11 protein-coding genes are annotated in these 12,271 nt (G+C 71.1%); 9 read left to right on the forward strand and 2 right to left on the reverse strand.

The genetic code is table 11. The features are described from left to right. Positions 1 to 10: 10 nt before the first annotated feature. Positions 11 to 691 (forward strand): response regulator, encoded by a 681-nt coding sequence (locus KSED_RS01785; protein WP_012801864.1) that lies wholly within the window; start codon positions 11 to 13, stop codon positions 689 to 691. A 48-nt stretch (positions 692 to 739) separates the two neighbouring features. Here KSED_RS01785 and KSED_RS13355 read toward each other — a convergent pair whose 3' ends face one another. After that, on the reverse strand, positions 740 to 1,276 hold the full coding sequence (locus tag KSED_RS13355) for a hypothetical protein (protein ID WP_012801865.1): 537 nt from the start codon (positions 1,274 to 1,276) through the stop codon (positions 740 to 742). 88 nt (positions 1,277 to 1,364) lie between these two features. Here KSED_RS13355 and KSED_RS01795 point away from each other — a divergent pair, with 88 nt between their 5' ends. The 6 genes from KSED_RS01795 (at position 1,365) to rlmB (ending at position 7,550) form a co-directional block, all read left to right on the forward strand. Then, the gene (locus tag KSED_RS01795) at positions 1,365 to 1,847 is read left to right on the forward strand and encodes a CarD family transcriptional regulator (protein ID WP_012801866.1); all 483 of its coding nucleotides are present in this window, start codon (positions 1,365 to 1,367) and stop codon (positions 1,845 to 1,847) included. A gap of 22 nt (positions 1,848 to 1,869) precedes the next feature. Then, complete coding sequence (ispD, locus tag KSED_RS01800) at positions 1,870 to 3,135, forward strand: 2-C-methyl-D-erythritol 4-phosphate cytidylyltransferase (RefSeq protein ID WP_012801867.1); 1,266 nt, start codon at positions 1,870 to 1,872, stop codon at positions 3,133 to 3,135. Positions 3,136 to 3,220: 85 nt separating this feature from the next. After that, the gene (locus KSED_RS01805) at positions 3,221 to 4,312 is read left to right on the forward strand and encodes an S-(hydroxymethyl)mycothiol dehydrogenase (RefSeq protein ID WP_012801868.1); all 1,092 of its coding nucleotides are present in this window, start codon (positions 3,221 to 3,223) and stop codon (positions 4,310 to 4,312) included. Then, positions 4,309 to 4,995, forward strand: coding sequence for an MBL fold metallo-hydrolase (locus tag KSED_RS01810; RefSeq protein WP_012801869.1), 687 nt, complete (start codon positions 4,309 to 4,311; stop codon positions 4,993 to 4,995). Before KSED_RS01805 ends, KSED_RS01810 begins: the two co-directional genes overlap by 4 nt. Positions 4,996 to 5,074: 79 nt before the next feature. Next, positions 5,075 to 6,577, forward strand: a complete 1,503-nt coding sequence (gene cysS, locus KSED_RS01815; RefSeq protein WP_012801870.1) for a cysteine--tRNA ligase — start codon at positions 5,075 to 5,077, stop codon at positions 6,575 to 6,577. Between the two features lies 1 nt (position 6,578). Next, the gene (gene rlmB, locus KSED_RS01820) at positions 6,579 to 7,550 is read left to right on the forward strand and encodes a 23S rRNA (guanosine(2251)-2'-O)-methyltransferase RlmB (RefSeq protein WP_012801871.1); all 972 of its coding nucleotides are present in this window, start codon (positions 6,579 to 6,581) and stop codon (positions 7,548 to 7,550) included. A 180-nt stretch (positions 7,551 to 7,730) separates the two neighbouring features. Here the strand turns inward: rlmB and KSED_RS01825 are convergent, their stop codons facing one another. Beyond that, entirely contained in the window at positions 7,731 to 9,002 is a 1,272-nt protein-coding gene (locus KSED_RS01825) for a DUF4032 domain-containing protein (protein WP_012801872.1), read from the reverse strand. Positions 9,003 to 9,179: 177 nt separating this feature from the next. On the opposite strand from KSED_RS01825, the gene KSED_RS01830 reads away from it, so the two are divergent. Both KSED_RS01830 and KSED_RS01835 read left to right on the forward strand, forming a co-directional pair. Continuing rightward, entirely contained in the window at positions 9,180 to 10,583 is a 1,404-nt protein-coding gene (locus KSED_RS01830; protein WP_012801873.1) for a sugar ABC transporter substrate-binding protein, read from the forward strand. 109 nt (positions 10,584 to 10,692) lie between these two features. Continuing rightward, the gene (locus KSED_RS01835; RefSeq protein WP_012801874.1) at positions 10,693 to 12,270 is read left to right on the forward strand and encodes an ABC transporter permease subunit; all 1,578 of its coding nucleotides are present in this window, start codon (positions 10,693 to 10,695) and stop codon (positions 12,268 to 12,270) included. The last annotated feature ends 1 nt before the right edge of the window (position 12,271 follow it).

The following is a 12,271-nucleotide window of genomic DNA, read 5'->3' on the forward strand; positions in this document are numbered from 1 at the left end:
AGGACGACCTGTGACCCGCATCCTGATCGTGGAGGACGAAGCCTCCTTCTCCGACCCGCTGAGCTGGCTCCTCGAGCGCGAGGGCCACGAGGTCGTCGTGCGGGAGGACGGTCGGTCCGGGCTGGAGGAGTTCACCCGGAACCCCGCGGACCTGGTGCTGCTGGACGTGATGCTCCCCGGGATGTCCGGCGTGGAGGTCTGCCGCGAGCTGCGCCGCGAGTCCAGCGTCCCCATCATCATGCTGACGGCGAAGGACTCCGAGGTCGACAAGGTGGTGGGCCTGGAGATCGGGGCCGACGACTACGTCACCAAGCCCTACAGCGCGCGGGAGCTGCTGGCCCGCATCAACGCGGTGCTGCGGCGCCGCATCGCCCCGCCGGCCCAGGAGGACCACATCGTGCGCGTGGGGGACGTGGAACTCGACGCGGACTCCCACGTGGTGGTCGTACGTGGCGAGCCGGTCTCCATGCCGCTCAAGGAGTTCGAGCTGCTGGAGATGCTCATGCGCAACCACGGGAGGGTGCTCACGCGGGCCCAGCTGATCGACCGCGTGTGGGGCGCCGACTACGTGGGGGACACCAAGACGCTGGACGTCCACATCAAGCGGGTCCGCGGCAAGGTGGAGGAGAACCCGTCGAGCCCGCGGATGATCACCACCATCCGCGGGCTCGGGTACAAGTTCGAGGGCTGACCGGCCGCGCCGCCGGTCAGGTCACCGGCCGGGGCCGGTGACGGGTGCTCAGTGGCCGCCGCCGCCCTCGGACTCGAGGTCCTCGCGGGTGGGGCGCTCGAGGGCCTCCCAGCCCTCGGGGGCGTACTGCTCGTACTGGCCGGTGGGGAGCATGACCGGCACGCGCTGCTCGGTGTCCTGGCCGGCGGCCGAGACGGTGAGGAGCTGGAAGGCGCCGGGGGCCGCGGCCTCGGCGAGGGTGATCTCCTCCTCGGCGAGGTTCACGCGCTGCGAGGGCTCGACGGTGGACGCCCACACCTCGCTGCCCTCCACCGCGAGCATGACCTCCTGCGGCTCGGTGCCGGAGTTCACGACGGTGCCCAGCAGGCGGCCCTCGCTCTGGGGCTCGGTGGCCAGCACGTGGAGGTCCATCACGCTCACGTCCCCGGAGCGGACCAACTCGCCGTTGGCGGGGGCGTAGTCACGCGTGGTCTCGAGGGGCGAGAGGGCCTGGCAGCCGGTGAGGCCGATCATGCCGACCAAGCAGAGGGCGGCGAGGCGGCGGCCGGTGCGGGCCGGGACAGCGGAGCGGGCGGTGGTGATCACCCCCGCATGATACCCAACGCTCGCGCCGGTCCACCGGGGCCTCGCCGGGCGGCGCGGTGCTAGAATTGGGGTGCGAAAGGGGCACTACATGACGTTTGAAGTCGGCGAAACGGTCGTCTACCCGCACCACGGCGCAGCGCTCATCGAAGAGGTGAAGCAGCGCAAGGTGAAGGGCAAGGAGATGACCTACCTGAAGCTCAAGGTGGCGCAGGGGGACCTCACCATCGAGGTACCTGCGGAGAACTGTGATCTGGTCGGCGTCCGCGACGTCGTCGACGCCGAGGGCCTCGAGAAGGTCTTCGGGGTGTTGCGTGCCGAGAACTGCGAGGAGCCGACCAACTGGTCCCGTCGCTACAAGGCCAACCTCGAGAAGCTGGCCTCCGGTGACGTGATCAAGGTGGCCGAGGTCGTCCGCGACCTGTGGCGCCGTGAGCAGGACCGGGGCCTGTCGGCGGGTGAGAAGCGCATGCTCGCCAAAGCCCGCCAGATCCTGGTCTCCGAGCTCGCCCTGGCCGAGAAGACCGACGAGGAGCGCGCCGAGGCGACCCTCGACGAGGTCCTCGCGAGCTGAGCGCCCCGCTCTGGACCACTCCGTGACCACGCACGACCCCGACGCCGTCCCCGGTGTCGGGGTCGTCGTCGTCGCGGCGGGTTCCGGGACGCGGCTGGGGGCGGGTCTGCCCAAGGCGTTCGTCGAGGTCGACGGGGCCACCTTGCTCGAGCACGCCCTCGACGGCCTGCTCGCGAGCGAGCGGGTGGGTGAGGTGGTCGTGGTGGCGCCGGCCGGCTGGGAGGACCTCGCGGCGGAGCTGCTCGGGCGGGCGGCGAGCTGCCCGTGCCCGCACCGGACCGCCGTGGTGACCGGCGGGGCCGAACGCTCCGACTCCGTCGCCGCGGGCCTGGCCGCCCTGTCCGATGCGGTGGACCTCGTCCTGGTGCACGACGCAGCCCGATGCTTCACCCCGCCCGAGGTCTTCGGCCGGGTGGTTGATGCGGTGCGCGCTGGGGCCGCGGGCGCCGTCCCGGCGCTCCCGGTGGTGGACACCATCAAGGTGGTCGACGACGAGGACCGCGTCACCGGCACCCCGGCGCGGGCGTCCCTGCGAGCGGTGCAGACGCCGCAGGGCTTCCGTCGGGAGGTGCTCGCCCGGGCCCACGCCGCTGCCGTGGGGGCCGGCGCCGCGGCCACTGACGACGCCCTGCTCGTGGAGCAGCTGGGGGAGCCGGTGGTGGCCGTCGCCGGGGACCCCCGGTCGGCCAAGATCACCACCCCCGCCGACCTGGCGGACTGGCAGAGGAGGGACGCCGTGCAGGAGCCCACACCACCCAGCCACGCGGCCGCCCCGGGGGCGCGGACCGACGGGCCGGCAACAGCGCTGCCGCGCACCGGAATCGGCACCGACGTGCACGCCTGGGCGCCCGAGGGGGACGACCGTCCGCTGTGGCTCGGCTGCGTGGAGTTCCCCGGGGAGCGCGGTGTGGCCGGGCACAGCGACGGTGACGTGGCGGCACACGCGGCCTGCAACGCCCTCCTCTCCGCGGCGGGGCTCGGTGACCTGGGGAGCGTCTTCGGAACCGGCCGCCCGGAGATGGCTGGTGCCAGCGGTGCGCAGATGCTGGCGCACGTGGCCGGCATGCTGGAGGGGGCCGGGTTCGCGATCGGCAACGTGGCCGTGCAGGTGGTGGCCCCGCGCCCGAAGATCGGGCCGCGGCGGGCGGAGATGGAGGCTGCGATGTCCGCGGCGCTCGGGGGTGCGGTGGTCTCGGTGAGCGCGGCCACCACCGACGGGCTGGGCTTCATCGGCCGCGGAGAGGGTCTCGTCGGTCTGGCGACGGCCCTGGTCGCCCCGCGCGGCTGAGGTCGTCGGTGTCGACGGATACCGTGGTGGTGAACACGGGGCCACGTCCCGGCCCTCTCGGAACCGCGTCATCCCAGGAGACAGCATGCCCAGCACGGTCAAAGGCGTCATCGCCCGCAGCAAGAACGCCCCCGTCGAGGTGGTGGACATCGTCGTGCCCGACCCGGGGCCCGGTGAGGCCGTGGTGAAGATCTCCACCTGCGGGGTGTGCCACACCGACCTGCACTACAAGCAGGGCGGCATCTCCGACGACTACCCCTTCCTGCTGGGTCACGAGGCCAACGGGGTGGTCGAGGCCGTCGGGGAGGGCGTGGCCGACCTGGAGCCCGGTGACACCGTGGTGCTCAACTGGCGCGCAGTCTGCGGAACCTGCCGCGCGTGTGCCCGCGGCGAGGCCTGGTACTGCTTCAACACCCACAACGCCAGCCAGAAGATGACGCTCACCGACGGCACCGAGCTCGAGCCCGCACTCGGCATCGGCGCCTTCGCCGAGAAGACGCTGGTGGCCGCCGGGCAGTGCACCAAGGTGGACCCCGAGGCGGACGCCGCTGCCACCGGCCTGCTGGGCTGCGGCGTGATGGCCGGCTTCGGTGCGGCCGTGAACACCGGTGGGGTGAAGCGCGGTGACTCCGTCGCCGTGATCGGTTGCGGTGGCGTGGGCATGGCCGCCATCGCCGGCGCGGTGGTGGCCGGGGCGACCACGGTGATCGCCGTGGACCTCGACCCCCGCAAGCTGGAGAAGGCGAAGGAGCTCGGCGCCACGCGCACCGTCAACCCCTCCGACGGCGACGTCGTCGAGGCCGTCCGCGAGCTCACCGGCGGGTTCGGCGCCGATGTGGTGGTGGACGCCGTGGGCCGCCCCGAGACCTACGAGCAGGCCTTCTACGCCCGCGACCTGGCCGGCACGGTCGTGCTGGTGGGCGTGCCCACCCCCGACATGGAGATCACGCTGCCGCTGCTGGAGGTCTTCGGCCGCGGGGGTGCCCTGAAGTCCAGCTGGTACGGCGACTGCCTGCCCAGCCGCGACTTCCCGGTGCTGGTGGACCTGTACAAGCAGGGCCGGCTCGACCTGGACGCCTTCGTCTCCGAGCGGATCGGCATGCAGGACATCGAGCAGGCCTTCGACAAGATGCACCGCGGCGACGTCCTGCGGTCCGTGGTGGAGGTGAAGGCATGAGCGAGCAGCACAAGTCGACCGGGTCGGCCCAGCGGGTGGCGACCCCCTTCCAGATCGAGGGCGTGCGCGTCGAGCGCGTGGTGACCTCCGGCAGCTTCGAGCTCGACGGCGGGTCCTGGGAGGTCGACAACAACGTCTGGGTCCTGGGCAACGACTCAGAGTGTGTCGTCATCGACCCGGGCCACGAGGGCGCCCCGATCCTCGAGGCCGTGGGCAAGCGCTCCCTGCGGGCCGTGCTGCACACGCACGCCCACAACGACCACATCAACGCCACCGGCGAGGTGACCGGCGACAAGTGGTCCCCCACCCACCTGCACCCGGCCGACCGGATGCTCTGGGACGCCGTCTACCCGGTCGCCCCTGACCACGACCTCGACCACGGGCAGCGCATCACCATCGCCGGGGTCGAGATGGAGGTCCTGCACACGCCGGGCCACAGCCCCGGAGCGGTGTGCTTCTACGTCCCGGCCCTGGGCATCCTCTTCAGCGGCGACACCCTCTTCGCCGGTGGCCCCGGGGCCACCGGGCGGTCCTTCTCGGACTTCGGGCAGATCATCCAGTCGATCACCGACCAGCTGCTCGTGTTGCCGCAGGACACCAAGGTGCTCACCGGCCACGGTGACGCCACCACCATCGGTGCGGAGGCCCCGCACCGGCAGGAGTGGATCGACCGCGGTCACTGAGCCCGTCGTCGATGCGTTCAGCGTCCACCCCCAGCCGGCAGCGACCGGGGGTGGACGTGCGCCTCGTAGACTCTGCGGCGTGACTCTCAGACTGCACGACTCGGCCACCCGCGAGGTCCGGGACTTCGTCCCGCGCGTCCCCGGCAGGGCGAGCATCTACATCTGTGGGCTCACCACGCAGACGAGCCCCCACATCGGCCACCTGCGCTTCGCCGTGGCCTTCGACGTGTTGCGCCGCTGGATGGAGCGGGGCCACGGGCTGGAGGTCACGCTCGTGCGCAACGTGACCGACATCGACGACAAGATCCTGGCCAAGTCCGCCGAGCACTCGGTGGCCTGGAACGAGTGGAGCCAGCGCTACGAGCGCGAGACCAGCGCGGCGCTGGAGACGATCGGCGTGCGCCCGCCCTCCTACGAACCCCGCGCCACCGGCCACGTGCCGGACATGATCGAGCTGATGGAGCGTCTCATCGAGCGCGGCCACGCCTACCCGGCCGACGACGGCTCCGGCGACGTGTACTTCGACGTGCGCTCCTGGCCCGCCTACGGCGAGCTGACCCGTCAGTCGATCGACGACATGACGCCGGCCACCGACGCCGACCCGCGGGGCAAGCGCGACCCGCGCGACTTCGCCCTGTGGAAGGGCGCGAAGGCCGACGAGCCCCACACCGCCACCTGGCCCACCCCGTGGGGTCGTGGTCGCCCGGGCTGGCACCTGGAGTGCTCGGCGATGGCGTGGCGCTGGCTGGGCGAGGAGTTCGACATCCACGGTGGCGGCAACGACCTGCGCTTCCCGCACCACGAGAACGAGCAGGCGCAGTCCCGCGCTGCGGGGTTCGGGTTCACGAACTTCTGGCTGCACAACGGCATGCTCACCACCGGCGGCGAGAAGATGAGCAAGTCCATCGGCAACACGCTCACCGTCCAGGAGCTCACGAAGATCTACCGCCCGCTCGCGGTGCGCTGGCTGCTGGCCACGGTGCACTATCGCTCGGCGCTGGAGTACACGCCGACCTCGTTGGACGAGGCCACCGCCCAGGTGGAGCGCGTGGAGGGCTTCCTGCGCCGTGCGCTGGAGGCCGCGGCCACCACCCCCGACGCGCTGCGCGCCGAGGCCGCCGACGTGGCCCTCCCGCCGGCCTTCAGCGAGGCGATGGACGATGACGTGAACGTCTCGGCCGCGCTCGCCGTGGTCTTCGAGCACGTGCGCCGGGGCAACGCCGCCCTGGCCTCCGGGGCGGACCACGAGGGCGTGCGCCAGACCGCCGTGGCCGTGGCCGGCATGCTCGACGTGCTGGGCCTGGACCCGCTCGCGCCCCAGTGGGACGGTGGAGCCGAGGGGGACGCGGCCGCCCTGCAGGCGCTGGACGGGTTGGTCTCCGAGCGGCTCGCGGCCCGGGCAGCGGCCAAGAAGGAGAAGGACTTCGCCACGGCGGACGCCATCCGGGACGCCCTGGCGGCGCTCGGCATCACCGTGGCCGACGGCCCCGCCGGCGTCACCTGGGAACTGGCCACCCCCACCCCGGCGGGCGACCGCCCGACCGACGACTCGACCGGTCCGACGACCACCCAGGAGGACTGACATGCGAGGCAACTCGTCCCGCCGCGGAGCGGTGCGCAAGGGCAGCAGCAAGAAGGGCATGCAGGTGGGCAGTGGCGGCCACCGCCGCAAGGGCCTGCAGGGCAAGGGCCCTACCCCCAAGGCCGAGGAGCGCGAGTACCACCCCGCGGCCAAGCGCGCCCGCCGGGCGGAGAAGTCGGCCGGTGGCCAGCGCCCGGTGCGGGGCAGCAAGGCGCGCAGCGGCAAGGACTCCACCGAGATGGTGCTGGGACGCAACGCGGTGCTCGAGGCGCTGCGCACCCAGGTGCCGGCGACGCACCTGTACGTGGCCTCCACCATCGAGTCTGACGACCGGGTGAAGGAGGCCCTGCGTCTGGCCTCCGAGCAGGGGGTGCCGCTCCTCGAGGCCGGCCGTCCCGAGCTGGACCGGCTCTCCAACGGGGAGGTCCACCAGGGCCTGGTCCTGCAGGTGCCGCCCTACACCTACGGGGACCTCGACACCCTGCTCGACGCCACCGCCGACGTGACGCCGCTCTTCGTGGCCCTCGACGGCATCACCGACCCCCGCAACCTCGGCGCCATCATCCGCTCGGCCGCGGCCTTCGGGGCGCACGGCATCATCATCACCGAGCGCCGCTCGGCCGGGGTCACGGCGGCTGCCTGGCGCACCTCAGCGGGCGCTGCCGCGCGGCTGCCCGTCGCGCGGGTGACCAACCTGAACCGCGCGCTGCAGGAGCTGCGGAGCCAGGGGATCTTCGTCATCGGTCTCGATGCGGACGGCGACGTCGAGCTGCCCGGCCTGCCCCTGGCGCCGGACCCGCTCGTGGTGGTCGTCGGCTCCGAGGGCAAGGGCATCTCCCGCCTGACGCGCGAGCACTGCGACCAGATCGTCAGCATCCCGATGACGGCCGGCAACGAGTCGCTGAACGCGGGCACCGCCGCGGCGGTCACGCTGTACGAGATCGCCCGGGAGCGCGCCCAGTACGAGGGCTGATCCGCCAGAAGGACATCACCACCGCACTGGCCGTCGCCGCGGCCGACCGCGACTACCGGTGCTCCACCGACCTCGACGTGGCCTTCAAGGTTTTCCCTGTCGGGTGGACCGCCTCCATGGGCGTGAAGATCGCCAACGGTGCCGCCTCCACTTACAACAACTGAGGTCCGCGCCCTCACCTCAGGGTGAGGGGGACGCCTCCCCGGTGGCCGGTCGGTCGACCGTCTCCGGGGAGGTCGCGTCGCGGGGGGCGAGGAGCACCTCCTCCGGGCGCTTGGTGGGCAGGATGCTCTCCACGTAGTGCACGATCGCCTCCTCGATGGGGACCGCGCGCTGCTCCCGCTCGGAGAGGTACCACCGGTGCTCCAGCACCTCGTGGAAGAGCTCCGCCGGCTCCAGCCGCCCCCGCAGCTCGGCGGGCACCCGGCGAGTGATCGGCTCGTAGATGCGGGTGAGCCACTCGTGGGCCACCAGCGACTCGTCGTCGTTCTGGCGCCCCTGGGAGGCGGTGAACGAGTCCAGGTCGTTGAGCAGGCGGCGGGCCTGGTTCTCCTCCACGTCCAGCCCGGTGAGCCGCATCAGGCGGCGGGTGTGGTGCCCCGCATCGACGATCTTGGGCTGGATCCGCAGGTGCGAGCCCCCGATGTCGGTGGTCACCTCGATCTCGCCCACGTCGAAGCCCAGCTCGTTGAGCACGCTGATGCGCTCGGCCACCCGCCAGTGCTGGTCGGCCGGGATCTCCTCGGTCTCGGTCAGCTCCGCCCAGAGCAGGTCGTAGCGCTCCTGCAGGCGGTCGGCGATCGCCAGGGGGTCGGTCTCCTCGGGCAGGAAGCCGCCGCCGATGAGGTCCATCAGCTCCCCGGCGACGTTGCCGTGCGCGAGGAACAGGTCGTGCTGTCGCTGCCCGTCGGTGAGGCGCTCGTGCAGCTCGGCGGTCTCGACGTCCACGACGTATGCGGCGAACTCTCCCGCATCGCGCCGGAAGAGGGTGTTGGAGAGCGAGACGTCGCCCCAGAACATGCCGGCCATGTGAACGCGCGTGAGCAGCACGGCCAGGGCGTCGATGAGCTTCACGGCCGTGGCCCGGCGCAGCGTCTGGCTGAACAGCGAGCGGTAGGGCAGCGAGTACGGCAGGTGCTTGGTCACCAAGCAGGCGTCCAGCGGCTCGCCGGCGGCGTCGGTGCGGCCGGCCACCACGGCCACCGGGTCGACGGCCGGTTGGCCCATGCGGTCCAGCACGTGCAGCAGGCGGTACTCCTTGCGGGCCAGGTGCTCGGTGATCTCCTTGACCGCCAAGATCTCCCCGTCGACCTCCACGAACCGCACCACGTGGCGGCTGATGCCACGGGGCAGGGCCGAGATGAGCTCGGTGGGCCACTGGTCGAGGGGGGTGTCCCACGGGAGGGCGAACAGGCCGGGCTTCATCCGCGCAGCGGTGATGTCGTACGCCATGGGTCGAGTCTGCCACCCCCGCGTCAGGTCACGATTCGGTACACATTCATTCAGCAGAGTGCTGTGCACTTTCAGTTTTCTGCAAGATGGTGCAGACTGTCGATGTGGCATCGCTCCCCCGGCCGTCCGCCGGGGGGAAACCCACCGGCGGTGTCCGGTCCTGACAAGGAGAACCCCATGAAGCGCAACACCCTGTCCCTCGCGGCGAGCGTCAGCATCGCGGCCCTCACGCTGAGTGCGTGTGGCGGGGACTCCGAGAGCTCCGACTCCGAGACCAGCTCCGGGAACGGCGCCACCAGCCAGGAGAGCCCCGTCGAGTCCGGTTCCGGCGACGAGTCGAGCGACCCTGCAGAGGACGAGTCCGGCTCCGGCGACGAGTCGAGCGCCCCCGCAGAGGACGAGCCCGCCGCTGGTGAGTCCTCGGCCCCGGCCGCGGCGCCGAAGCGCGACGAGAACGCCGACCTGGTGATCTGGGCCGACGACCTGCGCACCGAGGCCCTCAACGAGGTGAAGAACTCCTTCGAGGAGGAGCAGGGCATCACCGTGGCCGTTCAGACGGTCGCCAACGAGCAGCTGCGCCAGCAGTTCAAGGACGCCACGCAGGCCGGCGAGGGCCCGGACATCATCGTGGCCCCCCACGACTGGGCCGGCGAGTTCGTGCAGGACGGCGTGATCACCCCCGTCCAGCTCTCCGAGGAGACGCTCAACAGCTTCTCCCCGGAGGCCGCCGAGGCCACCAAGTACGACGGCCAGACCTACGGCACCCCCTACGCCGTCGAGAGCCTGGGCCTCATCCGCAACACCGAGCTGGCTCCCGAGGCCCCCAAAACCATGGAGGAGCTGGTCAAGACCGGCCAGTCCCTGGTCAAGGAGGGCAAGACCAAGAACGTCATGTCGCTGCAGGTCGGCAAGCAGGGCGACGCCTACCACGCCTACCCCTTCCTGGCGGCCTACGGCGGCTCGCTGTTCGCGAAGCAGGACGGCGGCGGCTACAGCACCGAGCTCACCGTGGGCTCCGAGGAGATGGTCAAGGGCGCCCAGAAGTGGGCCTGGCTGGCCGAGCAGAAGGCGCTGAACACCAACATCGACTCCTCGAACGCGCTGTCGCTGTTCGCGGAGGGTGACGCCCCCTACGTCATCTCCGGGCCGTGGGCGCTGGAGCAGGCCGAGGAGGCCGGCATCTCCTACGAGGTGACCGCCATCCCGCCCTTCGAGGACGGTGGCCAGCCCATCTCCCTGCTGGGCGTCCAGATGTTCTACGTCTCCGCCAAGGCGGAGAACGGCGTGCTGGCCCAGGAGTTCGTGAGCAACTTCGCGGCCACCGACGAGGTGCAGCTGGCCATGTTCGAGGCCGGCCAGCGTCCCCCGGCCCTGAACTCGGCCTACGAGAAGGCCGCCGAGTCCGACGAGACGGTGGCGGCGTGGAAGGCCGCGGCCGAGGGCGGCGACCCGATGCCGAACATCCCCGCCATGAACGCCGTCTGGGCCCCGCTGGGCCAGGCCACCGCCGACATCGTGGGTGGCAAGCCCGCCGCCGAGCGCATGAAGGCCGCAGCCGAGGAGATCAAGAAGGCCCTCTGAGGCCGAGCGATCACGCGGGTGATCCCACCCCTGTGACCGATGCCGGCGCCCTCCACCCGGAGGGCGCCGGGCGGCCGAGCGGCCGCACCGTGACGAGCTGGAGTGGTGCATGAGCGCGAACGTGGGCCTCGGGGCCCCCGCCGGTGGGCGAACCGGCAACCCGGGCGGGACCGTCCTGAAGTGGCTGCTGATCCTGGCCGTGCTGGCCCTGGGCGCCTTTGCCGTCCAGCGGTCCCTCGAGGCCGGGGCCTGGATCGGGGTCGTGCTGGCGGCCTTCCTGGCCATGATGACGCTGGTCGTCTACGCCACCCGGCGCTTCGTGCCCATGAAGTACCTGTGGCCGGGGTTGGTGCTGCTGCTGGCGCTGCAGGTGTGGCCCTTGGTCTACACGGTGGCGTTGTCGTTCACGAACACCGGCGCCGGCCACCAGCTGACCAAGGACGAGACCGTCGAGATCATCCAGGCCAGCTCGGTGCAGCAGGTCGAGGGCTCGGAGCGGTACGCGCTGTCCGTGGCGGTCCCGGAGGGAGCCGACCCCACCACCGGCGACCTGGTGTACCTGCTGACGGACAACGAGGGCGCCCACTTCGCCGGGTCCCTGGACGGGCTGGAGGAGATCGGCGACGGCGTCGAGACCACCTCCGCAGGAAAAATCACCGCCGCGGAGGGCTACCAGCTGCTGGACTCCAAGCAGGTCAACGAGCGCTCCAAGGAACTCAACGAGTTCGCGGTGCCGGTGGACGACGGTGGCATCAAGGCCCTCGGTCTGAGCCAGGCCTTCGTGGGCGAGGCCCAGATCACCTACGACGAGTCGGCCGACACCCTCACCGACCAGCGCACGGGCACGGTGTACGTGCCCAGTGAGGACGCGCGCTGGGTACCTCAGGACGGGGACGGCAACCCGCTGCCCCAGGGCTGGAAGCAGAACGTCGGCTTCGACAACTACCTCAAGGTCCTGCAGGACGACACCCTCCGCGGCGGCTTCCTGTCCATCTTCGCGTGGAACCTGGGCTTCGCGGCCCTCAGCGTGGTGACCACTTTCGTCCTGGGCATGCTGCTGGCGCTGTTGTTCAACGACGAGCGCCTGAAGGGCAAGGCGGTCTACCGCTCGCTGTTGATCCTGCCCTACGCCATCCCGGTCTACGTCTCGGCGCTCGTGTGGTCCTCGATGTTCAACCAGGACTTCGGCCTCATCAACGACCTGTCGGGTTTGGACGTCGACTGGCTGGGCAACCCGTGGGCGGCCCGGGCGGCGATCCTCATCACCAACCTGTGGCTCGGTTTCCCGTACATGTTCATCATCTGCACCGGCGCCCTGCAGGCCATCCCCGCGGACGTCAAGGAGGCTGCCGCCATGGACGGCGCCGGCTGGTGGCGCACGGTGCGCTCGGTGATCATGCCGCTGCTGCTGGTGGCCGTGGGCCCGCTGCTGATCGCCTCGTTCGCGTTCAACTTCAACAATTTCGGACTCATCTACCTGCTCACCGAGGGCGGACCGTTCGTCCAGGGCAACACCGACATCGGGTCCACCGACCTGCTGATCACCTACGCCTACCGCCTGGCCTTTGAGGGCGCCACGCCGAACTTCGGCCTGGCCTCCGCGGTGGCGGTCTACATCTTCTTCATCGTCGCGGCCTTCGGTGCGATCGGCTTCTCGCGCACCAAGGCCCTCGAGGAGGTCAACTGAC

It is taken from the genome of Kytococcus sedentarius DSM 20547 (genome assembly GCF_000023925.1).
GTDB lineage: Bacteria > Actinomycetota > Actinomycetes > Actinomycetales > Dermatophilaceae > Kytococcus > Kytococcus sedentarius.